Origin of the sequence: Hyphomicrobium sp. B1 (genome assembly GCF_049532635.1) — a bacterium.
Taxonomy (GTDB): Bacteria; Pseudomonadota; Alphaproteobacteria; order Rhizobiales; family Hyphomicrobiaceae; genus Hyphomicrobium_B.
Genome location: NZ_CP134871.1, coordinates 542,494 through 564,397 on the forward strand (window position 1 = coordinate 542,494; position 21,904 = coordinate 564,397).

Here is a 21,904-nt window from a genome sequence, read left to right on the forward strand (position 1 = left end):
CCGCCTGCTTCGACGATCTCATTTCTGTCTTCGACACGTCTTTAAAACCCGCCTTTAAGCCACGTTCCGACGCGACCGAGATATCCTTGCGTCACGGTCTTGCGACCGCGCGCCATGTTGAGTTCGCCGTCTCCGCGCGCCGCCACGATCGCAAGACCGGAAAGCGTCGCGAGCTGCGGCCCTGAGAGACTTGCGGCAAGACCGTGCAGATCCATCGGCCGGCCAAGCCGGACCGAACGTCCGAACGTATCCGCGACGAATCCCGGCAATCCGGTGAGTTGGCTGGCCCCGCCCGTCAGTACGATCTTGTCTCCCACGTAGCGGCTCGCGGCGTTCAGCGTTAAGCGCTCGCGCACAAGCCCCAGGATCTGCTGCACGCGCGGCCGGATGATATCCGTGAGCCGCGCTTTCGTTGTTTCGTAGCTGCCGTCATCCTCCTCTCCGGCGATCGGATAGGAGAACGACTCATGCTCGTCTGACTGGGCGTTGAGGAGTGTGCCATAAAGCGTTTTGATTCGCTCGGCTTCTGCAAGTGGCGTCTGCAACGCCTTCGCAATATCGTAGGTAATATGTTGACTGCCGACCGGGATCACGTCGATGCCCGTAAAGCGCCCATCTGCGAAGAGCGTGATCGACGTCGTTCCGGCGCCGAAATCGATGCATGTCACACCGAATTGCCGCTCTTCTAGCGTTGTAGCAGCGAGCGCACTTGCATAAGGCGACGCGACGAGCGCATCGCAACTCGCATAGCACCGGTCGATCAGAACCAGCAGATTGCGCAGCGGCGCTTCATCCGCCGTCACGGCGTGCAGCCCGGCCGAGATTCGTCGCGCCGAAAGACCGAGCGGATCGCGGACACCCTGTGCCCCATCGACCTCATAGCCCAGGTGGTTGAGATGGAGCAGCGTTCGGCCGTTGCGCTCAGCGTAGCTTTCGCCCGCTGACATCAGCCGCGCCAGATCTTCTTCCCGCACGCTGCCGGTTTCGATATCCGCACGCGCCGTGCAATGAACCGATGAAATCCGCCCCGCCGATACAGACAGCGTAAAGCCGCCGACCGACGTTCCGGCCGCGCGCTCTGCTTGGCTGATGACGCCGCGAACGACGCCTTCCGCTTCATCGAGATCCGTCAAAACTCCGGCTTTGACGCCTTTCGAACGCTGCATGCCAAGACCCGCGAGCCGCAACGACGGCATCGCCATTCCGGCCACGTATTCGGCGACGACGACGGCGGCAACAGTCTTGCTAGTGCCGATATCGAGAAGCCCGAAGGTCTTGTAGGTGCGCCGCTCCGCCATGCCAGCCCCCTACTGTTGCGCCGAGGCGACCGCTGTCGTCCCGGAGCCTCTGAGAGATGCCGTCCGCGCAGATGACGTTACCGGCCGCATCGCGATCCGGCCCGGCGTGCGCACGTCGACGATCATCGGCGCGCCGGTCAAGGCTGCCTGGACCGCCGGCGTATTGGCGATTTCCTGCAAACCTTCGATCTCGCGATCGGCGGCGAGGTCGAGCGCCGTGCCGTTCCGCAAGACGATCCGCCACCGCCGCTCGGCAACACGCTCGCCATAGGCGTACTGCCGCTCGATCTTGGGAACGAGATGAACGGCTGAGAGCATCAGCATCGCTTCGCTGTCGGCGCCCTCACCGACCACGCGTGGCAATTTCCATGTGCTGGCGGTCGGCATCGGCCCAAGCGCCCGCCCCGTCGCATCAACGAGATAATTCGTTTCGCCCCGCGTCCACACGAAAGCCGGAGCGCGCTCATGAATGACGATATCGAGCGTCCCGGGATAGATGCGAGTAAGTTGCACGGTATCGACCCACGGAATGCGCTCGATCCGCTTCATGGCGGCGTCAGAATCGAAAGCTGCGAATGTTTTTACGTTGGTGAGGTCCAAGGCGTCGTACACGTCGGAATCGGATGTGAAATGCTGGCCGGAGAGGTTGACCTGATCGATGCCGAAACCCGCCGCGATCATCAGACTGTCAGCTTTGTCGGAGAAATCGAAAGCCACGAGCTTGTCGAGCGGCAGCGTATAGGCCGCCACGCCAGCGACAGCCGCGACCAGTGCGGCAACTGCCGACGGCATCACCCACCGCCGTCCGCGACGCGTGCGTCTCAGGCGACGTTCGCCACGCGGAATTTGAAGTTTGGTCGTCACGCGCTTGGAGATCGTATCCGCAGAGCTGCGCCCGCGGGTCGTCGGCGTCGCCTCGGGCGAGGGCGGCACCCATTGAGCAGCCTCCGGTTCCGGCGTTGGCGCATCATGTGCAGCCCGCCACCAGAACCGATGCTTGCTCTCTACCTGTTGCAACTCGCGTCCTCGACCATCCACCGGACTAGGTCACTGAACGACCACCCGGCATAACCCGCCAGCTCGGGCACCAGGGATGTCCCCGTCATGCCCGGCTGAGTGTTGACTTCGAGGCAGATCAGCTCGCCCGTTCCACCGGCCGTGTCGTCGTAGCGAAAGTCGGCCCGCGATACGCCGCGACAGCCCAAAGCCTGATGCGCCCTTAACGTTAAGGAACGGAGTGTCTGGTAAACATCTGGTAAAAGTTTCGCGGGCAGCTCGTGCTTCGAGCCGCCGGGTGCGTATTTGGCCTCATAATCGTAGAACGCGAGGCCGCGAAGCGGCACAATTTCAATGATATCCGTCACAAAATTGCCAATGACTGCGCAGGTTAACTCGCGCCCCGCCACATAACGCTCAACCATCACGATCTGATCGAGCGGACCACCAGCTGCGATCGAGTTCGGCGGCCGCTCGGCGCCGGGCGGCACGATTACGACGCCGACGCTCGACCCCTCCGTCACCGGCTTTACGACGTAAGGGGGAGCCATGACGTGGCCCTCCAGCGCCTCGCCGCGCGTCACCAGAGTGGCATCAGCAACGAGCACTCCCGCAAGCTTCATGATGTCCTTCGCCCGCTCCTTGTGCATGGCGAGTGCCGACGCCAGAACTCCGGAGTGAGTGTAGGGAATGCCGAGCAGCTCCAGCACGCCCTGCACGCAGCCATCCTCGCCGAACTTGCCGTGCAGCGCGTTGAAGCAAACGTCAGGCTTCAGCTCCTCCAACCGGCTGCCGAGATCGCGGTCGACGTCGATCTCGGTCACCGTGTAGCCGCTCTGCAGCAGCGCCTCCCCAACCGCCGCGCCGGAATTGAGGCTCACCTCGCGCTCAGCCGAAAGGCCACCCTTCAGAACGGCGACGTGATTGCGCGTACGCTTCGGGACCGGGCCGAGTGTGTTCATGTCTGGCTCGCTTGCAGATTGAAAATCATGTGCTGTGAATTAGTTTTGGTCGGCTCGCTCAGCGGCCAGCGCTTCCCCGACCGGACGGCCGGGTTTGGGAATACCGAGACGAATGATCTCCCAGTCGAGCGTGATGCCGGCCGTCTCGCGAACGCGCGCCCTAACCGTCTCACCGAGCGTCTCGACGTCTTCGCCGCTCGCTTGATTGTCATTGATCAGAAAATTGCAGTGCATCTCCGAAACCTTCGCACCACCGACGCGAAGCCCACGGCACCCCGCCTGATCGACAAGTTTCCACGCACTATGACCGGGCGGGTTCTTGAACGTTGAGCCGCCGGTCCGTTCCTTGATCGGCTGGTTCTTCTCTCGATACTCCGCGACCGCATCCATCTCTTTTAGGATTTCAGCCGGATCGCCGGGCTCACCCACATACGTCGCTTCTGTGAAAATCCAGTCTTTCGGAATGCCGCAATGACGATAGGTGAAACCCATGTCGGCGAGCGACAGCACATGAACGGTGCCACTTGGATCAACCGCACGCGCGCCGATCAGACAATCTTTCGTCTCACGCCCGTGCGCACCCGCATTCATACGCAGCGCGCCGCCGATGGATCCCGGAATGCCGCGATAGAACGCGAGCCCGCAAATGCCCGCGTCCGCCGCCGCCCGCGCGACCTTCACGTCGGGAACTGCCGCGCCGACGCGCAGCCGATGCCCGTCTTCGACGGCGATTTCAGAAAATCCGCGCCCGAGCCGGATGACGACACCCGCCACTCCCCCATCGCGGACGAGCAGGTTCGAGCCGAGCCCGATGACCTGCACCGGAACATCGCTCGGCCGATGCTTCAGGAAATACGCAAGGTCAGCTTCGTCGGCAGGCATGAACAGCACCTGCGCCGGACCGCCCACCCGAAACCAAGTGACATCCGCTAAAGACGCATTCGCGCTCAGCCTGCCCTTGAGCTCCGGCATCGCGGCCTTGAGGTCGTCGGTGATGTCCGTGAACATCACCCCGCGCTCCCGGTACGCTTCGGTTCTTCCGCCAGCCACGCCGGCAAAGCATTTGCCCACTCGGTCGAATTACCGGCACCGAGGCAAATGACGAGATCCCCCGGCCGCGCCAGCCGCTTAATGGCTTGCACGATAAGCGCCGGATCGTCGACGGCCTCTGCGGGACGTCCGCCAACCGTTCGGATGCGGTCAGCCAGCGAGCGATTATCGACGCCGTCGATCGGGTTTTCGCCAGCGGTATAGAGCGGCGCCACGATCACACTGTCGGCGTCCTTGAAGCATTGCGCGAACTCGTCCATCAGGTCGCGCACGCGCGTGTAGCGATGCGGTTCGACGACCGCGATCACGCGACCTTTCGTGCCGCCGCGCGCTGCTGCCAGCACCGCCGCGATTTCCGCCGGATGATGGCCGTAGTCGTCGTAAATCGTCACGCCGTTCCATTCGCCGGTGAACTGGAAGCGGCGCTTCACGCCGGAGAAACCGGCCATCGCCGCCTTGATCTTGGCGTCGGACAATCCGGCGTGCGTCGAAACCGCAACTGCTGCAAGCGCATTGAGCGCATTGTGCGCGCCGGGCACCGGCACCGACCAATCCTGCAACACGCGCGCACCGCCTTTGACCCGCGCCGCCAGGCTCGCATCGAAATAGGTCGTGTTGCCGACGATGCGGACGCCCGTCAGCCGAAGATCGGCATCCTCGCTCTGTCCGTACGTCAGCAGTCGGCGGCCATCGGCGCGCAGGTTCAGTCTCTGCACCATCTCCCGCACGACGGGATGATCGATGCAGACAACCGTCAGTCCGAAGAACGGAATGTTGCGCAGAAAGGCTTCGTATTCGCGGTGCATCGCTTCGACCGAGCCGAAGTAATCGAGATGCTCCGGATCGATGTTCGTCACGATGCCGATTTCCGTCGGCAGCCGCGTGAACGTGCCGTCGCTCTCGTCCGCTTCGACGATCATCCACTTACCCTGGCCGAGCCGCGCGTTCGAGCCCCAGGCGTTGATGATACCGCCCGTGATAACGGTCGGCTCTTCACCCGCTTCCGTGAAGATATGGGACAGCAGCGACGTCGTCGTCGTCTTGCCGTGCGTGCCCGTCACCGAGACCGTCGAATAGAGCCGCATCAGCTCGGCGAGAATTTCAGCGCGGCGGATGATCGTCAGGCCCTTCTGACGCGCCGCGACCAATTCCGGATTGAGCGCCTTCACCGCCGTCGAAATTACGACGTACCGCGCGCCGATGAGGTTCACCGGATCATGGCCGACAAAAACGCGAATACCCTTCGAGCGCAGGCGTTTGACGTTGGCGCTTTCTTTCTGATCGGATCCCTGAACGGTGTATCCTTTGGCGACCAGAATTTCGGCAATCGCGCTCATGCCGATACCGCCAATGCCGATGATGTGGAAAGGTCCGATGTCGCGCGGCATTTGCATGGCCGGAAGCTTCCTCGCTGTCTCTATCTCGCGCGGTTCGACGAAATGCAGATCCCTCAATGGTCACGCCCCGTACCTGTTTTACGCCCTTCTGCTAAAGCCAGCGTAAAATCGGCCAAATTCCGGACGGCATCGGGGCGTCCAGCGGTTTTAGCGGCCTTCGCTGCCGCCGCAAGGGCGTCAGGCGCAATCAAGAGCTTTTCCAGTTCGTCAGCGAGGCGTTCCGGCGACAGGTTTCGCTGCTCGATGCACCACGCGCCGCCCGATTCCGCTAAGCGGCGCGCATTGTTGAGCTGATCGTTGTCGAGCGCGTGCGGCAACGGCACCAGGATGGAGGGCCGCCCCATCACCGTCAATTCCGCAACCGTGGAAGCACCCGCCCGCCCGATGACGAGATGCGCGGCCGCCATCCGAGCCGGGAGATCTGCGAAAAACGGCGCAATTTCGGCGCTGATGTTCGCCTCCAAATAGGCATCGTTGACGCGCTCGATATCCTCTTCGCGCGCTTGCTGCACCACGCGCAGCCGCCCCCGGATGTGATCGGGAAGCGCAAAAAGCGCGAGCGGGACAGTATCTGAGAAAAACCGCGCACCCTGGCTGCCGCCGAAAATTAGAAGACGGATCACGCCCTCCCCGGCTGGCGCTTCATAAGGGCGCGTCGCGGCATCCATGACCGCTTGGCGCACTGGATTTCCGGTCAGCACCGCTTTTTCGGCGAGCTTTCCTTCCAGAAACTTCGTGCGCTCGAATGACGTGGCGATTGCCGTGACGCGTTTCGCTAACAGCTTGTTGGCGCGCCCGAGCACGGCATTCTGCTCATGAATAGCAGTCGGAATTCCGCGCAGCCGCGCCGCAACGAGCGGCGGATATGTCGGATAGCCACCGAAGCCAATGATCGCTGCAGGCTTTACGCGGCCGAGGATCGAATACGCCGCCTTCGTGCCGCGCGCCAGCATCAGCGCCGTCTTCGCGATATTGCCAGGAGACCGCGACGCAAGCGTCGCCGACGGCACCTGATAAATATCGCGCGCCGGAAAACCGCCGCCATAACGATCGCCACGCATGTCCGTCATCAGATCGACGACGACGCCGCGGCGCTTCAGCTCTTCGGCCAAGGCGAATGCCGGGAACAAATGCCCGCCCGTTCCCCCTGCGGCAAGCATGATGGATTGCGCGCCCGCCATTACCTCTTGCTCATCGTGTTGGAGTTTGACCCCCGAGTTGTACTTCGTCGATAGCTGGAATCCATCGCGGCTTTTTGAGGCGCTGTGGATCAGGCCGCCACCGCGTCAACGCCAGCAGCATGCCCGCGGTAACTGCCAGCGCCAACATCGACGATCCGCCCGCGGAAATGAACGGCAGTGTCATACCCTTCGGCGGCAGCAGCCCGATATTGACGCCCATGTTGATAAGCGATTGCAGCCCGAAAACGAGCGCCAACCCCTGGATCGCGAGCCGGTCGGCGGTGTTGGGTTCGTTCGCAGCGCGCCGCATGGCCCGCGCGACGATAAAAGCGAAAACACCGAGCAGCGCGATACACGCGATCGCACCGTATTCCTCGCCAATCACTGCGAAAATGTAATCGGTGTGCGCGTCGGGCAGGATCGACTTGATCACGCCCTCGCCCGGCCCACGGCCGAACAAGCCGCCTTCCGTAAACGATTGAATAGCCCGGCCCGCCTGCGAATTCTCCATCGGCGCCGCGCCGAAAAACTTGTCGAAGCGCGATTGCACGTGCGGAAAGTAGATATAGGCCATCCCCATTCCGCAACCGCCAAGAACCACCAGAATGCCCGCACCGATCACCGGCATTCCAGCGAGCAGATACATGAGGCCCGCGGTCGCGCTGATCAGCACGGTCTGGCCGACGTCAGGTTGCGCCACCAGGATCGCCCCGAAGAACGCCCAGAGCGCCAACCCGAACGGGAGCGCCGGCATATCGCTGCGCTTTCCCGCCTCACCGAACAGCCACGCCAGGATGACGATAAACGCCGGCTTCGCAAATTCGGACGGCTGAATCGTATAGCCGCCGAAACTCAGCCACCGCTGCGCGCCGTTGATCTCGGCACCGGAAAAAATCACGACGATCATGCCGCCGATCGCGACGAGAAACAGCCCTGCCGCCAGTCGCCTGACGCCGCCCGGCGTAAAAAACGAAATGACGATCATCAGGATCGTACCGAGCGCCGCGAAGAACACATGCCGCTCGACGAAATAATAGGTCGGCAAACCTTTCTTGATCGCAACCGCAGGCGACGCCGCAACCGACAGCACGACACCAATGGCGATGAGCGACAGCAGCGCGATCAGCAGCCCGCGATCGATCGTGAACGACCACTCCGCAAGCAGACTGCGATCGGCGCGCGAGAGCTTCATGGCCCAGCCCGCAATTCAATGCCGGGAAGAGCTGCGACCAGCCCCCGGAAACAATCGCCGCGGACTTCGAAATTACGGAACTGATCGTAGCTCGCGCACGCAGGCGAAAGCAGCACGACGGGTTCCTGCCCATCGCTCAACTGAGCGTCAGCCGAAGCGGCCCACAGCGCCTCGTTCAGCGTGCCGCTGCGCTCGAACGGAACTTTGCCGTCGAGCGTCACTGCGAAGGCATCGGTGGCCTCGCCGATCAAATATGCTTTCGTGATACCGCCGAAATGCGGCTCCAGGCTCTCGATGCCGCCGGCCTTCGGCTTGCCGCCTGCGATCCAATAGACATCGCGCGGAAACGACTGCAGCGCTTTCTCCGTCGAGTCCGCATTCGTCGCTTTGCTATCGTTGATGAACAGCACCTTGCCGATGCGGCCGATCTCTTCCATCCGGTGCGGCAGACCGGGGAACGACGACAGCGCACCCTGCCAATCGAGATCGGTCGTCCGCCCGAGCGCGCTGAGACACTCCCGAACCGCCGCAACGGCGGCCAACGCGTTCTGACCATTGTGCTTGCCGCGCAGCGTCGGGACACCTTCGAGTGTACCGAGCTTGACGGCGAGGCCTTCGCGATTGCTGCATACGATCGTATCGCCGAGCAGGCTGTAACCCGGTGCGATGGATTTTTCCGCGCTGAAGGCCACAACAGGACCGACGTTGATCCGCCTGCGCAGCATCGCCAGGCCGAAGTCGTCATCGATGCCGACCGCCGCAATGTCCGCGCCGAGCACGAGGCGCTCCTTGATCTCGGCGTAATGCTCGATCGAGCCGTGGCGGTCGAGATGATCGGGCGTGACGTTCAGCATCACGCCGACGGTCGGACCGAGCGTCGGTGTCAGGTCGATCTGGAACGACGACAGCTCGACGACATGAAACCGTCCCGGCTCTGGCGGCTCAAGCGTCAGGATCGGCCTGCCGATATTGCCCCCCATCTGCACGTCGAGCCCCGCGTGCCGCAGAATGTGCGAGATCAGCGCCGTCGTCGTCGATTTGCCATTGGTGCCGGTGACCCCAATGAACGGCGAGCCGGGGGCATGCAGCGCCCGCTCGCGCGCAAAAATCTCGATATCGCCGATGACCGCAACACCGTGCTCGGTCGCGCGTTTCACCGTCCAATGCGGCTCCGGATGGGTCAGCGGCACGCCCGGTGCCAGCACCAGCGCGGCGAAGCCCGACCAATCCACAACAGACAGATCAAAAAGCGGAATGTCCCTGGCGATGGCCGCATCCCGCGCCGCAATACCATCATCCCAAGCGGAGACGATGGCGCCGCCGGCAATCAAAGCCTCGGCAGCCGCAATGCCGGACGCACCAAGTCCAAACACCGCTACGGATTTTCCCTTAAAGGACGTCGCGCGAATCATTGAGGTCAATCTACAGCAAGTCGCGTCGTTTGGCGTCCTAGCGCAGTTTCAGGGACGAAAGCCCGATCAGCGCCAAAATCACCGAAATGATCCAAAACCGGATCACGACCGTCGATTCCTTCCAGCCCTTTTGCTCGTAGTGGTGATGCAATGGCGCCATCTTGAAGACGCGCTTCCCCGTCCACTTGAACGACAGTACCTGGATGATGACGGACAGCGTTTCGAGCACGAACAGGCCGCCGACGACCGCCAGCACGATCTCGTGCTTGATCGCGACCGCAATCGCCCCGAGCGTGCCGCCCAGCGCCAGCGAGCCGGTGTCACCCATGAAGATCATGGCAGGCGGCGCATTGAACCACAGGAAGCCAAGGCCAGCGCCGATCAGCGCCCCGCAGATGACGGACAACTCGCCCGTGCCCGGCACGTGATGAATTTGCAGGTAACCCGCAAACTTCGCGTTGCCCGACAGATACGCGATCATGCCGAACGTCGCCGCCGCGATCATGACCGGTACGATTGCAAGGCCATCGAGCCCGTCCGTCAGGTTGACGGCATTGCCCGCACCCGCGATCACCAATACGGCCATCAGCACGAAAAACGGCCCGAGATCGATGACCAGCTCTTTGAAGAACGGAAACGTCAAATCCGTCGCGAGCCCGGCCGGACTGAGCTTCATCAGCGCAAAGCCCGCCAGCGCGGCCACGAAAAGTTCGAGCAGGAAGCGGATGCGGCCTGAGAAGCCCGCAGTCGACCGCTTCGTCACCTTCAGAAAGTCGTCATAAAAACCGATCGCGCCATACGAAAGCGCAACGCCGAGCACGACCCAGATATAGCCGTTGTCGAGCTGCGCCCAGAGCAGCGTCGAGACCGTGACGCCGGCGAGGATCATCAGCCCGCCCATCGTCGGCGTACCACGCTTCAAAAGATGCGTTGCCGGGCCGTCGTCGCGGATCGGCTGCCCTTTGCCCTGCTTGACGCGCAGGAGATCGATGATCGCCGGTCCGAACATCATCACGAACAACAGCGCTGTAAAGATCGCGCCGCCGGTGCGGAAGGTGATGTAGCGAAAGACGTTCAGCGCGCTGATCTGGTCGCTGAAATTGACGAGCTCGTAGAGCATGCCGCGCGAACTTCCCCCTCAATGATCCCGGCCGGCTAAGCGGCGGGCCCGTCTTTGCCAAACTGTGATTTCAGCGCCGCCACCACAGCGCCGAGCCGCGTCCCGTTCGATGCCTTCACCATCACGACATCGCCCGCCCTCAGACGATCCGCAAGCGCGATTTCGAGCGGCGCCGACGTCAGAGAGTAGCCGCCTTTCTTGGCCGCTGGTAGGGCATCATAAAGGCCTTTCATATGCGGCCCGCATGCGAACACCAAATCGACATCCGCCGCATCGACGGCACTTTTGAGGCCGGAGTGTAGCGCCGGAGCCTCGCTGCCGAGTTCCAGCATGTCGCCGAGCACCGCAATCCGTCGCATAAATCTTTGTCGAGGAACCGCTCCGAGGGTCGCCAGAGCCGCCTGCATCGAGGCCGGATTGGCGTTGTAGCTCTCGTCGATGAGCAGCACTTCTCCATCGCCGACGTAGAGCGTGCTGCGCGCGCCCCGGCCGCTCGGCGGCACAAGATCGGCCAGCGCAGCGAGCGCTGTGGGGACCTCCGCGCCGATGGCAGCAACCGCGGCCGCAACCGCCAGTGCATTCTCCGCGATATGCCGTCCCGGCATCGCCAGATGAACCGGAATGCTCAGGCCCGCAATAGAAACGGTCATATCGCTGCCATCGTCGGACATCCGGAAATCCGACCCGCAAGCGTCGGCATTGCTGTCAAAACCGAACGTCACCGGCTTCGCGCCGAAAGCCTCGGCGATAGCTTTGAGGCGACCCGCAAACGGATTGTCATATTTGATGATCGCCGCCCCGCCATGCGGCAAGCCTTCGAAAATCTCGCCCTTGGCATCCGCGATGGCCGCGACCGACGGAAAATACTCTAGATGCACCGCTTCGACCGTGGTGATGATCGCCGCATGTGGACGCACCATCTTGGTCAGCGGCCGGATCTCGCCCGCGTGATTCATCCCGATCTCAAACACGGCGAACCGCGTATCGGCCGGCATCCGCGCCAACGTCAGCGGCACGCCCCAATGGTTGTTGTAGGATTTCTCCGACGCGTGCGTAGCCCCGAGCCGCGACAGACACGCGCGCAGCATCTCCTTGGTACCGGTCTTGCCTACGCTGCCCGTCACGCCGACGACGCGCGCATCTGTCGACAACCGTTTGCGCGCCGCTAGCCCCAACGCCACCAACCCATCAAGCGGATCGGTTACGCGAAACAAAGCGCCATCCCCCACTTGACGAACATAATCGCGGCTGACCAGGGCCGCAGCAGCCCCGACCTTGAACGCCGCCGAAACGAACTCGTGCCCGTCGCGCTGATCCTTGAGCGCGACGAAAAGATCGCCCGCTTGCAACGTCCGCGTATCGATCGACACGCCCGTGATGGCAACGCCGTCACTGTCGGACGCAACGCCCAATGCAGAAGAAAGTTCGGAGAAAGACCACAGAGCGTTCATTGCGTTCATCAGCTTGCGAGCGCCTTCCGAACTTCGTCGTGATCGGAAAACGGAATGATCCGATCGCCGATGATCTGGCCGGTTTCGTGACCCTTTCCGGCCACAAGCACGACATCGCCCGGAGTCATCATGCGAACCGCCGTCGCGATGGCTTCCGCGCGGTCGCCGATTTCGCGAGCGCCCACCGCACCCGCGAGAATTTCCTTGCGGATTTCAGCCGGTTGCTCGCTGCGTGGATTATCGTCGGTCACAATCGTGATGTCGGCGCGTTCGACCGAAATGCGGCCCATGATCGGCCGCTTGCCCTTGTCCCTGTCGCCGCCGCAGCCGAACACCGAAATCAGGCGCCCCGTTGCAAACGGACGGCAAGCATCAAGTGCCGCCGCCAGCGCCTCAGGCTTGTGCGCATAATCGACGATGGCGAGACCGCCGTTGCGCTCACCGATGATTTCGAGCCGCCCAGGCACGCCCTTCAAACCGCGAAGCGTCTGCAGCACAGCTTCCGTCTCTTCTCCGACGGCTATCGCAAGACCGGCAGCCACCAGCGCATTCTCGACCTGATACGCACCGACCAAAGGCAAATGAACCTCGTAAGATTTACCACCCGCGCTCACGCCGATGATCTGGCGAAATCCATCACGCGATAGCGACGTGCGCTGAAGCGCATCGCCGCCCGTGCCCACCATCATCACGCGCAAGTCCCGCGTCTTCGCCGCCGCCGCGACGTCACGCGAATAAGCCCCGTCCGCATTGATGACAGCAGGCTGCCCCGGTTGCAGAAGCTCCGTGAACAGCCGCAGCTTCGCACGCAAATAATCTTCGACTGTCGGATGATAATCCATGTGATCGCGGCCGAGGTTCGTGAACGCCGCCGCCGAAAGCTCCACGCCGTCGAGCCGATGCTGGTCAAGTCCGTGCGACGACGCCTCGAACGCCAGATGCGTCACACCTTCGTCCGCGAGCGCCGCAAGCGCGGCATGCAGCGTGACGGGATCCGGCGTCGTCAGCGAACCGTAAACGGCGCCGGACGGCTTGACGATGCCGATGGTTCCGACCGATGCCGCCTTGTGACCCAGCGCCGTGAAGATCTGCCGCGTGAAATCGGCGACGGACGTTTTCCCGCTCGTTCCTGTGACAGCGACGGCTGTTTTCGGTTGGCGGCCCGCGAACTTCGCCGCGATCTTGGCCAATGCGGCGCGGGGATTATCGACCTCGATCAGCGCCACGCCTTCGGGAACGCGCACGCCCTTGTTCCTGCCAACGATGACGGCAACTGCGCCCCGCTCGATCGCTTCAGGAACGAAACTAGAGCCATCAACTTTCGTGCCCGGCAGCCCGGCGAAAATCGCTCCCGGACCTACCGCAGCACTCGCGGCCGTGATGCCTGAAACGGAAATGGCGTCCGCACCTGGCGGCGGCGCGATATCCGCCGGAAGCACCTCGCTAAGCCGCATCATCCCCGCCTTATCGTCCCCCGGCCGCACCGCCCCTTGTCTGGAACGTGATAGGAGGCGCCAAGCGAACCGTCAAATCCAGCTGCCGTCGCGATCATCGGCTGGCCGTCTGGGTCTCCGGCGCGACGCCCAGCTGCGCCGCAATGCGGGCGATAAGTTGGCCGGTAATCGGCGCCGCGTTCCATCCCGCGGTACGATAACCGTGTGTTTCTTTACGGCCCTTCGGCTCGAACAGTACGACATACGTCAGGAACTGCGGATCATCTGTCGGAAATGTCGCGAGAAACGACGAAATGACCGAATTCGACGTGTACCCGCCTTTTGCAGCGACGTCGGCTGTACCAGTCTTACCGCCGACCCGATAGCCCGGGACATCGGCCTTCCCGCCCGTACCATCACGATTGACGACGTTGAGACGCATGAGGTGCGCCATTAGCCGCGACGTTGCCGGGCTGACAACGGCCTTGCCGTCTGCCGTCCCCGCATCGAATTTACGCAGGAATGTCGGATGCACGGTCTTGCCGTCGTTCAGAATGGTCGCGGCGGCGGCGACGAACTGAAGCGGCGAAACGGCGATACCGTGCCCGAATGACGTCGTGATCGTCGAAATCCGGTTCCAGCGCTGCGGCAGTTGCGGCGCCGCGAGCGGCCCTTCCTCGGTTTCCATCTGATCCAAAAGACCGAGCTTCTTGAAGAACGCTTCAAGCTTTTCCGGCCCCGCTTCAAGCGCCAGCATGCCGGCGCCGACGTTCGAGGAATGGGTGTAGACCTCGGTCACGGTCAGCGGGCGGCTTGCCGGATGAAGGTCCTTGACGGTGAAGCGTCCCGCTTCGAGCGGCTGGCGCACGTCGAGCAGCGTATCGGGCCGCGCCAGACCTTCGTCGAACGCCATCGCGAGCGTCAGCGTTTTGAATACCGAGCCAAGCTCGTATGTACCCCCCGCCGTGCGGTCGATATGCTTCTGGTCGAGTGCCTCCATCGGCCACGACGGGTCGACACGCGGCAGCGATGCGCTCGCCAGGATTTCGCCGGTCTTGACGTTGAGGACGACACCCGCCGCGCCCGCCGCCTTGTAGTCGCGCACGCCGTCGTCGAGCTCGTCTTCGAGGGCATGCTGCACCCCGATATCGAGCGACAGCCGCACGGGCGGGCGGCTCGATAGCACCGCCGAATGCACCGGATCGACGCCGACTTTCTGGTCGATATAGCGTTCGATGCCCGAGACGCCGCGATTGTCGACGTCGGTATAGCCGAGCACATGGCCGGCCATCATGCCGCCGGGATAGGCGCGTTTCAGCTCATATCGGAAGGCGATACCCGGCAGACCGAGATCATGCACTTTTTGCGCGATGCCCGGCGAGACGCCCCGGCGCACCCAAAGAAAGCGCCGCGATTTATCGGCAAGATCGCGAAAGAGCTGGTCGCCGTCGAGATCGGGTAGCACGGTCCGTAGCTTTTCGACGACTTCGTCGCGATCGATCACGAGCCCAGGGTCGGCAAAGATCGAGGGCGCTTCGAGGTCGGTCGCGAGCAGACGGCCGTTGCGGTCGACGATATCGGGACGGCTGAAGCTCGTTGCCGCGACGGGTTCGGAAATGGCGAGTGTGATGTCGGTATGCCGCGATGCCGCCAACACCAGAAGCTGGCCCGCGACGCCCGCAAAGGCCGCGATCAGCACGCCGTAAACGACGCGTTCCGAACCTCGGCGCGAACCACGCATCATGATCTCTGAACGCCCCCCAGCCACGACCAACCGTCCCTCTATTGTCCGCCGGAAGTGTTCGCTCGTCCGCTGAGTTGGGACACTTGGCCCTCGCCTTCAAACTGTTCGGGCTTCGGCGGGCCTAGTCCGAGTTGCCGTGCAAGCCCATCAATACGGTCGGGGCGCGAGAGCGTGCCGCGTTCCGCCTTGAGCACGGCGATGTCGCTGCGTGCCTGGTCGGCGTAACGTTCCTTCTCCTGAACCTCGGCTTCGAGGCGGCGGGTATCGTAGTTCAAGGCATAAAGAAGCAGCGCACTCGACACTGCAAAAAAGAAAGCTGCAATATTCAAGAGACGCATTTTGAAACAGTTCCCGTTAAGCTTGCAATCAAGCTGCGCATTATCGCCGGTGCTGGGAGAGGCCCGTCGCGCCCGTATCTAAAGGCCATGCCGCTGCGTCTAAGCGGATGGCTGCCCGCAAACGTGCGGACCGGGAACGGGGGTTCACTTCCAATTCACCTTTAGAAGGTGTTAACGGGCGCGAGTTAACAAGTCGGAAACTTGGATCGGCAGATTTTATCAACTCCGGCGGCTGATGCCGCGACGCACCAGCAGTCTTGCCGCTGCGCTCGGTCAGAAACTTTTTGACAATGCGATCTTCCAGGCTGTGAAAGCTGACGACAACGAGCCGTCCGCCGGGCTTCAAAATGCGCTCTGCTGCCGCCAATCCGGTTGTCAGCTCGCCGAGCTCGTCGTTGACGAAAATCCGCAATGCCTGAAACGTCCGCGTCGCCGGATGGCGGCCGTCGACCTTCCGGCCATGAAAAACCCGTGACACCACATCGGCGAGTTCGAGCGTGCGCGAGAACGGCGCGTCAACGCGTCTTTTGACGATTGCCCGCGCAATCGCGCGTGAGCGATGCTCCTCGCCGAACTCGTAGATAACGTTTGCGATGTCTTCCTCATCCGCAGTGTTGAGAAAATCGGCGGCACTCATACCCGATGACGACATGCGCATGTCGAGCGGGCCATCCGACTGGAATGAGAACCCGCGCTCCGCATCGTCGAGCTGCATCGAGGAAACGCCGATATCAAGCACAACACCATCGACCTGCTGTCCCGGCAGCTCGGCGCCGACGGCGTCTTCCATCTGGCTGAAAGGCGTCTCGATGATCTTCAGCCGTCTGCCGAATTGCGCAATAAGCGGCGCCGCACCGCGAATGGCGTTCGGATCGCGATCGAGCGCGAGAACGGAGCAGTCGGCTTTTTCGAGGATGGCGCGCGTATATCCGCCCGCGCCGAACGTGCCGTCAACATAGGTTTCGCCCGCCTTTGGCGCGAGCGTCTCCAGCACTTCCGAGATCAGCACGGGAATGTGGCGCGGATGCTTGTCAGCTGGCCCCAGCGAGGCTCCCTCTGCCCCGCCACCGCGCGTCATTCCCGTGCTCCCTCGTTGCCGTTGTCATCCGACGAACGGCCACCCGCTGCAAAAAGTTTGCGCGTCACTTGGACTTTGCTGCGCGCTTCCTTGCGGCGTTCTTCGAAGGCTTTGGGCTCCCACATCTGGAACTTGTCACCAAGGCCAACAAACGTGACGGCGGTTGCCAGGTTGGCGTGCTCACGAAGGCTTTCAGGAAGGACGATGCGGCCGTCGCCATCGATCGAGAGAACCTGGACGTCGCCGTAGAGTGCGACAGAGAGCTCGTCTCGCTCATCCGAATAGTCCGGCAAGCCCGCGAGAAGCCCGTCGATTTTCTTTGCAAGTCTTTCGCCGCCTGCATCGAGAGCAGAAGCATCGAGCGAGGGGTAGCAGTAGAGGCCGCCGGCGTAACCGTCGCGCTCAAGGACGGCGCGAAACGAGGCTGGAACGGAAACGCGCCCTTTTGAGTCGATCTTGTTTGTGAATGTCGAGACAAAGCGGTCCATCCCCCAGCTACGATTTCCGTCCTCCTACTCACTTACTGGGCCCTGACGACTCCGCTTCGCGGAGCCGGCCGTCAGGGCCGCACCAAAAACTCGGCCGCCGCGGCCGGGACGCTCCGTTTCGGGCGGCCGGCGCGCGGAACGCGTGTCGCCCGAAACAATCAAGAAAGGGGCCGTGGCGGTCGCTCAGATTTGGGCCCTCTAACCAAATCGGCGCCCAGCCACGGTGTCCTGCCCGGTGCGGACGGGCATATATGGGATCGCATGGGAATTGATGGTCGTCAACGGAATATTAAGGATATTTCGTGGTGAGAACTGGAATTGTCACCCGTGATCCACAGCCCGATGCCGACGGGCCTGTCCATCGAACGTCGCGGCCTACTGCAAGCTTCTGAAAACCTGGAAATTTTCCGAAACGCGCAGATGCGGTCACCCAGACCTGATTGGTCGCGACGCACGCGGGAGCGCATGATCCCCGCAGCGCAAAGCGGGGCACACGTCATCTGGTGCCGAGGCGGATGAGACCGTCGGCACCCACAAGGAGGTGCACCATGGCGAATCTCACGCGTCCGACGCCGTCCCATCCTCATTCCGACATCGAACTTCGTTGGCCCGCGTCCGTTCTGTGGCGCGACGGCGATCCGGCAGTCCGCTCGATCACGACGGCAGACGTCTGGCAGTCGCTGCGCGAGGGCATCGATGATTTCCGCGCGATGCCAACTCACGTCGTCTTTGCCTGCATCATCTATCCGGTCGTCGGCATCATCCTCGCGCGACTGATCTTCGGTTATGAGCTGTTGCATCTGATCTACCCGATGGCGGCAGGCTTCGCGCTGCTAGGACCGTTCGTCGCCATCGGCCTTTATGAACTGAGCCGCCGACGCGAGCAGGGCCTCGACGTATCGCCCGCGCGCGCGCTCGATGTGCTGCATCGGCCCGGCATCGACTCTATCTTCACGCTCGGCGCATTCCTTGCGCTGCTGTTCGTCGGCTGGCTCTACGTCGCGAACATGATGTACACGCAGATCATAGGCAGCACGCCGACGTCGCTGTCGGACTTTGTCAATCAGGTCATGACGACCGATAAGGGACGGCAATTGATGTTCGCCGGCAATCTCGTCGGCTTTCTCTTTGCCCTGTTTGTGCTGGCAATCAGCGTCGTGTCGTTCCCGCTGCTCGTCGATCGTGACGTCGGCGTCGGCGCTGCCATCCGAACATCCGTTCGCGCCGCGCTGGAAAACCCCATTCCGGTGGCGCTGTGGGGCCTGATCGTTGCCGTCGGTCTCGTTCTAGGTGCGCTGCCGTTCCTGTTCGGGCTCGCCATCGTGCTCCCGATCCTGGGCCACGCGACTTGGCACCTCTATCGCAAGCTCGTCGTGACCAGTCCGTGATGCACCCTCAGTGCTTGCGCACGAAATCCGCGAGCACAGGAAGAAGCTGAGGATCGAGCGGCAAAAACGAATTGCCGTACGTCGCGAAATTTTGCGCGCGATCCTCAGGCGCTTCCTTCAAGATGTGGTTCATGCCTGGAATGACGACCAGCCGTGCCGACGGCAATGCCGCCGAAAGGTGGTGAGCGTCGTCGAGAAACACCTGCAAATCGGTACTGCCCTGTACGATGAGGACGGGACAAGTGACCGTCGACAATTCGGCGGCCGGATCGATCGGCATCCAAGACATCAGATACTCTTGCACGCGCGGCTGATAGAGCGCCACGAGTTCAGCCGGAACGTTCGGAACGGCAACGCCGTGTTCCAATCGCTCCGTAATCTGCTTTGAAATGCCCTGTAGCTTTGGCGAAACACCTGCGCTCGCGAGTTGCCGCGCCAAAACATCAGCAATCGGCCTCCCTGCGCCCTCAAGCAAGATAAGCCCCGTGACATTCATTTTTTTCGCCGCGAGCGTGCCGACAAGAGCGCCTTCGCTGTGCCCGAGAATGAACAGCTTCGAGACGTCAGGCCGATTGCGCAAAAAATCGAGCCACGTGATTGCGTCATCGACATATGTGCCAAAGCGCAAGTCCTCGACGCGTGGACCGGCGGCATAGCTCTCGCCCACACCGCGCTTGTCGATCCGAAGCGAGCTGATGCCGAGATCGGCGAGGCCCCGTGCCACAAGCTTGAGACTGTCGGTATCCATTCCAGGTGCATTGCCGTCGCGATCCACAGGACCGGAACCGGGCAAGATCAACACCATCGGCCCAGGCTTGCCGCCGGTCGCCGGGATCAGAGAACCGGCAAGGCCCTTGTGGAAAATGTCCTGTTCCGTCCAAGCCATTGCGGGAAATGATATCGCCGTGAATGCGGCAACGGTCATAATCGCGCGCTTCGCCCTAGGTAGCAACGAAAGGCTGACGTGTACGACGAGAGCGATACTCCTTCGGAGAGCGACCATAGCGCGCGCGAAATGCGCGGCTAAAATGGCTGAGATCATTGAACCCATAGGAATATGCGATCTCACCAATCGACAGGTTGTCATAGTAGGCATCGCTCAGCATTTCCCTACAGCCGGCCAAACGCTCGCCGATTATGAACCGCCCCAGCGATGTATTTTCCTCCGCTAGAAGGCGGTTGGCATGTCGAACGCTGATACCTGCCGAACGCGCGGCAAGTGTGGGACAGAAATCAGGATCGCGAATGTGCCTTCGTATCGCCTGCTTCAAGCGTGAACGCATCGCAGCATGGCCGTTCGCAAGCTGAAAAGCATCGCCGCGCTTGCTTCCGAGCGACAATGCCAACAGATCGACGACATGCTCTGCAACGCCTTCTGCAGCGGCTTTATCCAATTCAGAAACTCTTTTCGGCAACATACGCGCCAGCTCCAGGAAGAGACTGGCAACTCCATGTTCTCCGTCCACTGCTCTAGCCACGAACGGCGAAACCGGCCCGAGACGACCGACGATCTCGCTGCGCGGAAATTGCAGGCAAATAAGCCGCGTATCGTCGGACATGCGCAGGACGTAAGGTCGAGAGCTATCGTAAAGGGCAAAATCACCAGCATTTAGCACAGCCTCGTGGCCGTCCTGTATGAGCTGCGTCTTTCCCTTGATTTGGATGGAAACTAAGAGGTCATCTTCACAGCCCTTGGCGATCTGCCGTCGCGAGCGCTGAGCCTCGATGGCATCGCTTTCCGCTTCTACGACGCGAAGCCAACCGAGAGTGTCATAAAGCATCGTGGCCTTGAAGTGATCTCGCACTGTCGAATTGCAATCGAGCTTTACGAAGACATCGCAAACGAGATCGCTCCAATAAGCGAACGCATCTTTTGCAGCCACGCGATCCGTTGAAAAAGATCCCCTCATCCCACCTCCCGACGCTGGCCGCCGTGGCCAAGACTTTTGTCCTGATCAGTCAAGCGACTGCGCTGACGATTGTCTATGTAAATTCGCGAAAACAGTGGGAAATCGGAGCCAAGAAAGCCGTGCCAACACAATTCCTGTTGCTGACTGCAAGCCTATGTCTTGTCGTGGCCCTGCTTCAGGCTTGGCTGCTCGTCGGCGTCTTTTCATCCGACGACAGCCCGATGCTCAAACTTATTCCCGGCCGCCAGGATCTGCTGAAGTCTCATATCGACTATCTGATGATGGCGCAGTTTCAGTTCATCTTTTTCATGCTGTTTCGGACGCTTGAAATCATACCGCCGGCATGGATGACGGCCTTCATTTGCATCGGCTCTTTTTTCAACCCGTTTGCATTCTTCGTTCGGGCGCTCCGGCCGGGCTACCTGAAATCGCCACCGATCGCTTTCACGGCGATGATCACGTTGAGCTGTATTTTGACGACGGTCGGATATGGTGCGGCAGCCTGGTTCGCGGCAAAAGAGGCACTTTCGACTCTCTAATCGCGAGGCATGCAAAGGAATAAAATACCAGCCGGCCTGTAAGCCGGGTTCTGTTTGGAGGATTGCGCCTCCGCGACGACCATTCATCTGGGACGCCTGTCGCCAAGCGCCTCGTGCAATCAACCCGGGCAGGTAGCGTGAGAACGCGCCTTGCGTCTGCGGTTTCCCGCTCCGCGCGCCCACCCCTATTTGATCTTGCTCCCGGTGGGGTTTGCCCTGCCACTTCTGTTGCCAGAAGCGCGGTGCGCTCTTACCGCACCTTTTCACCCTTACCGCCGAGCCCGAAGGCGCGGAGGCGGTATGTTCTCTGTGGCACTTTCCCTGGGGTCGCCCCCGGCGGCCGTTAGCCGCCACCGTGTTCTCTGGGAGCCCGGACTTTCCTCCACCGGACGCTATGCTCGCGAGCCTTTAGAGCCCGTTTCGCCTCAACGATATCCGGCAGCGGCCGCCCGGCCGGCTGGTATGGGGAGATAAGCGATGTGCAAGACCAAAGGTCAAGGGCCGTGTGACGGTTCTGGGGTCGGGAGGCATTCGCGACCCACATCCATGCACCGCCACTTTGAAATTCGGTTAAGAGCCTGCCGTGCCGAGCAAAAATATATGTCACCAATGTAACGGAACCGGAGATTTGCTGGCCCGTTTTTCAGGTCATCTAGCAGGCGAGCGGAACCGGAAAAATGTACGACGAAGAATGGATGACGAGCTTTAGCGCGAAGGCGGCGCCGCGGTTGAAATCCCTCTTCGAGGCAGATCTTCGCGAGCCCTCGCCTCGGCTGGAGGAACTGCTGACAAGGCTACGGGAGACCGAAGCCCAAGCGAGGGCGTTGGCATTGGCCGCCTAGAACCCGCGGGATTATGAGCCACGCGGAATGATTTTACCTATAAACGGCGTGAGGCGTCGGGGCCGGAGTGGACAACACTCCGGCC

At 61.8% G+C, this 21,904-nt stretch carries 20 protein-coding genes and 1 other RNA gene; 3 read left to right on the forward strand and 18 right to left on the reverse strand.

Features of this window, described 5'->3' with window-relative positions; all coding sequences use genetic code 11:
• Positions 1-41: 41 nt before the first annotated feature.
• From ftsA to mraZ, 15 genes are all read right to left on the reverse strand, one after another.
• The gene (gene ftsA, locus RLW55_RS02655; RefSeq protein WP_414461582.1) at positions 42-1,298 is read right to left on the reverse strand and encodes a cell division protein FtsA; all 1,257 of its coding nucleotides are present in this window, start codon (positions 1,296-1,298) and stop codon (positions 42-44) included.
• Between the two features lie 9 nt (positions 1,299-1,307).
• A complete protein-coding gene (locus RLW55_RS02660; protein WP_423415483.1) occupies positions 1,308-2,315 on the reverse strand; it encodes a cell division protein FtsQ/DivIB in 1,008 nt (335 codons plus the stop codon).
• Positions 2,303-3,256 carry a D-alanine--D-alanine ligase gene (locus RLW55_RS02665; RefSeq protein WP_423415484.1) on the reverse strand — a complete coding sequence of 318 codons (954 nt, stop codon included), beginning with the start codon at positions 3,254-3,256 and terminating at the stop codon, positions 2,303-2,305. Before RLW55_RS02665 ends, RLW55_RS02660 begins: the two co-directional genes overlap by 13 nt.
• A gap of 39 nt (positions 3,257-3,295) precedes the next feature.
• Positions 3,296-4,264, reverse strand: a complete 969-nt coding sequence (gene murB, locus RLW55_RS02670) for a UDP-N-acetylmuramate dehydrogenase (protein WP_423415485.1) — start codon at positions 4,262-4,264, stop codon at positions 3,296-3,298.
• Positions 4,264-5,700 (reverse strand): UDP-N-acetylmuramate--L-alanine ligase, encoded by a 1,437-nt coding sequence (gene murC, locus RLW55_RS02675; protein ID WP_423415486.1) that lies wholly within the window; start codon positions 5,698-5,700, stop codon positions 4,264-4,266. The genes murB and murC overlap by 1 nt, the downstream gene beginning before the upstream one ends.
• Positions 5,701-5,756: 56 nt before the next feature.
• Positions 5,757-6,884 carry an undecaprenyldiphospho-muramoylpentapeptide beta-N-acetylglucosaminyltransferase gene (gene murG, locus RLW55_RS02680; RefSeq protein ID WP_409561961.1) on the reverse strand — a complete coding sequence of 376 codons (1,128 nt, stop codon included), beginning with the start codon at positions 6,882-6,884 and terminating at the stop codon, positions 5,757-5,759.
• Between the two features lie 10 nt (positions 6,885-6,894).
• Positions 6,895-8,076: an FtsW/RodA/SpoVE family cell cycle protein gene (locus tag RLW55_RS02685; RefSeq protein ID WP_013945979.1), complete on the reverse strand. Its 1,182-nt coding sequence runs from the start codon at positions 8,074-8,076 to the stop codon at positions 6,895-6,897.
• Complete coding sequence (murD, locus tag RLW55_RS02690; RefSeq protein ID WP_423415487.1) at positions 8,073-9,488, reverse strand: UDP-N-acetylmuramoyl-L-alanine--D-glutamate ligase; 1,416 nt, start codon at positions 9,486-9,488, stop codon at positions 8,073-8,075. Before murD ends, RLW55_RS02685 begins: the two co-directional genes overlap by 4 nt.
• 37 nt (positions 9,489-9,525) lie before the next feature.
• A complete protein-coding gene (gene mraY / locus RLW55_RS02695; RefSeq protein WP_013945977.1) occupies positions 9,526-10,608 on the reverse strand; it encodes a phospho-N-acetylmuramoyl-pentapeptide-transferase in 1,083 nt (360 codons plus the stop codon).
• Between the two features lie 35 nt (positions 10,609-10,643).
• Entirely contained in the window at positions 10,644-12,068 is a 1,425-nt protein-coding gene (locus RLW55_RS02700; RefSeq protein ID WP_423415488.1) for a UDP-N-acetylmuramoylalanyl-D-glutamyl-2,6-diaminopimelate--D-alanyl-D-alanine ligase, read from the reverse strand.
• A complete protein-coding gene (locus RLW55_RS02705; RefSeq protein WP_423416370.1) occupies positions 12,068-13,513 on the reverse strand; it encodes a UDP-N-acetylmuramoyl-L-alanyl-D-glutamate--2,6-diaminopimelate ligase in 1,446 nt (481 codons plus the stop codon). Before RLW55_RS02705 ends, RLW55_RS02700 begins: the two co-directional genes overlap by 1 nt.
• 94 nt (positions 13,514-13,607) lie before the next feature.
• On the reverse strand, positions 13,608-15,236 hold the full coding sequence (locus tag RLW55_RS02710; protein WP_414461576.1) for a peptidoglycan D,D-transpeptidase FtsI family protein: 1,629 nt from the start codon (positions 15,234-15,236) through the stop codon (positions 13,608-13,610).
• A 38-nt stretch (positions 15,237-15,274) separates the two neighbouring features.
• Positions 15,275-15,574, reverse strand: coding sequence for a cell division protein FtsL (ftsL, locus tag RLW55_RS02715; protein WP_013945973.1), 300 nt, complete (start codon positions 15,572-15,574; stop codon positions 15,275-15,277).
• Positions 15,575-15,614: 40 nt separating this feature from the next.
• Positions 15,615-16,652 carry a 16S rRNA (cytosine(1402)-N(4))-methyltransferase RsmH gene (gene rsmH, locus RLW55_RS02720; protein WP_414461574.1) on the reverse strand — a complete coding sequence of 346 codons (1,038 nt, stop codon included), beginning with the start codon at positions 16,650-16,652 and terminating at the stop codon, positions 15,615-15,617.
• Entirely contained in the window at positions 16,649-17,140 is a 492-nt protein-coding gene (gene mraZ, locus RLW55_RS02725; protein WP_409561956.1) for a division/cell wall cluster transcriptional repressor MraZ, read from the reverse strand. The genes rsmH and mraZ overlap by 4 nt, the downstream gene beginning before the upstream one ends.
• A gap of 548 nt (positions 17,141-17,688) precedes the next feature.
• Between mraZ and RLW55_RS02730 the strand changes: the two genes are divergently transcribed.
• The gene (locus RLW55_RS02730) at positions 17,689-18,528 is read left to right on the forward strand and encodes a DUF2189 domain-containing protein (RefSeq protein WP_423415489.1); all 840 of its coding nucleotides are present in this window, start codon (positions 17,689-17,691) and stop codon (positions 18,526-18,528) included.
• 7 nt (positions 18,529-18,535) lie between these two features.
• Here RLW55_RS02730 and RLW55_RS02735 read toward each other — a convergent pair whose 3' ends face one another.
• Together RLW55_RS02735 and RLW55_RS02740 are read right to left on the reverse strand one after the other, a co-directional pair.
• Positions 18,536-19,453 (reverse strand): alpha/beta hydrolase, encoded by a 918-nt coding sequence (locus tag RLW55_RS02735; RefSeq protein WP_423415490.1) that lies wholly within the window; start codon positions 19,451-19,453, stop codon positions 18,536-18,538.
• Between the two features lie 16 nt (positions 19,454-19,469).
• Positions 19,470-20,438: a helix-turn-helix domain-containing protein gene (locus RLW55_RS02740; RefSeq protein ID WP_423415491.1), complete on the reverse strand. Its 969-nt coding sequence runs from the start codon at positions 20,436-20,438 to the stop codon at positions 19,470-19,472.
• Positions 20,439-20,461: 23 nt separating this feature from the next.
• Between RLW55_RS02740 and RLW55_RS02745 the strand changes: the two genes are divergently transcribed.
• Entirely contained in the window at positions 20,462-20,977 is a 516-nt protein-coding gene (locus RLW55_RS02745; protein WP_423415492.1) for a hypothetical protein, read from the forward strand.
• Positions 20,978-21,000: 23 nt separating this feature from the next.
• On the opposite strand, the gene rnpB is transcribed toward RLW55_RS02745, so the two are convergent.
• Positions 21,001-21,438, reverse strand: an RNA gene (gene rnpB / locus RLW55_RS02750) — RNase P RNA component class A.
• Positions 21,439-21,654: 216 nt separating this feature from the next.
• Between rnpB and RLW55_RS02755 the strand changes: the two genes are divergently transcribed.
• Positions 21,655-21,819: a hypothetical protein gene (locus RLW55_RS02755; protein ID WP_423415493.1), complete on the forward strand. Its 165-nt coding sequence runs from the start codon at positions 21,655-21,657 to the stop codon at positions 21,817-21,819.
• Positions 21,820-21,904: the final 85 nt, after the last annotated feature.

What these genes read in the sequence shown, in the direction of transcription:
- ftsA (WP_414461582.1), bottom strand. Translation starts at nt 1,298, where the DNA reads ATGGCGGAGCGGCGCACCTACAAGACCTTCGGGCTTCTCGATATCGGC.
- RLW55_RS02665 (WP_423415484.1), bottom strand. Translation starts at nt 3,256, where the DNA reads ATGAACACACTCGGCCCGGTCCCGAAGCGTACGCGCAATCACGTCGCC.
- murB (WP_423415485.1), bottom strand. Translation starts at nt 4,264, where the DNA reads ATGTTCACGGACATCACCGACGACCTCAAGGCCGCGATGCCGGAGCTC.
- murC (WP_423415486.1), bottom strand. Translation starts at nt 5,700, where the DNA reads ATGCAAATGCCGCGCGACATCGGACCTTTCCACATCATCGGCATTGGC.
- murG (WP_409561961.1), bottom strand. Translation starts at nt 6,884, where the DNA reads ATGGCGGGCGCGCAATCCATCATGCTTGCCGCAGGGGGAACGGGCGGG.
- RLW55_RS02685 (WP_013945979.1), bottom strand. Translation starts at nt 8,076, where the DNA reads ATGAAGCTCTCGCGCGCCGATCGCAGTCTGCTTGCGGAGTGGTCGTTC.
- murD (WP_423415487.1), bottom strand. Translation starts at nt 9,488, where the DNA reads ATGATTCGCGCGACGTCCTTTAAGGGAAAATCCGTAGCGGTGTTTGGA.
- mraY (WP_013945977.1), bottom strand. Translation starts at nt 10,608, where the DNA reads ATGCTCTACGAGCTCGTCAATTTCAGCGACCAGATCAGCGCGCTGAAC.
- RLW55_RS02700 (WP_423415488.1), bottom strand. Translation starts at nt 12,068, where the DNA reads ATGAACGCAATGAACGCTCTGTGGTCTTTCTCCGAACTTTCTTCTGCA.
- RLW55_RS02705 (WP_423416370.1), bottom strand. Translation starts at nt 13,513, where the DNA reads ATGCGGCTTAGCGAGGTGCTTCCGGCGGATATCGCGCCGCCGCCAGGT.
- RLW55_RS02710 (WP_414461576.1), bottom strand. Translation starts at nt 15,236, where the DNA reads ATGATGCGTGGTTCGCGCCGAGGTTCGGAACGCGTCGTTTACGGCGTG.
- ftsL (WP_013945973.1), bottom strand. Translation starts at nt 15,574, where the DNA reads ATGCGTCTCTTGAATATTGCAGCTTTCTTTTTTGCAGTGTCGAGTGCG.
- rsmH (WP_414461574.1), bottom strand. Translation starts at nt 16,652, where the DNA reads ATGACGCGCGGTGGCGGGGCAGAGGGAGCCTCGCTGGGGCCAGCTGAC.
- mraZ (WP_409561956.1), bottom strand. Translation starts at nt 17,140, where the DNA reads ATGGACCGCTTTGTCTCGACATTCACAAACAAGATCGACTCAAAAGGG.
- RLW55_RS02730 (WP_423415489.1), top strand. Translation starts at nt 17,689, where the DNA reads ATGGCGAATCTCACGCGTCCGACGCCGTCCCATCCTCATTCCGACATC.
- RLW55_RS02735 (WP_423415490.1), bottom strand. Translation starts at nt 19,453, where the DNA reads ATGACCGTTGCCGCATTCACGGCGATATCATTTCCCGCAATGGCTTGG.
- RLW55_RS02740 (WP_423415491.1), bottom strand. Translation starts at nt 20,438, where the DNA reads ATGAGGGGATCTTTTTCAACGGATCGCGTGGCTGCAAAAGATGCGTTC.
- RLW55_RS02755 (WP_423415493.1), top strand. Translation starts at nt 21,655, where the DNA reads ATGTACGACGAAGAATGGATGACGAGCTTTAGCGCGAAGGCGGCGCCG.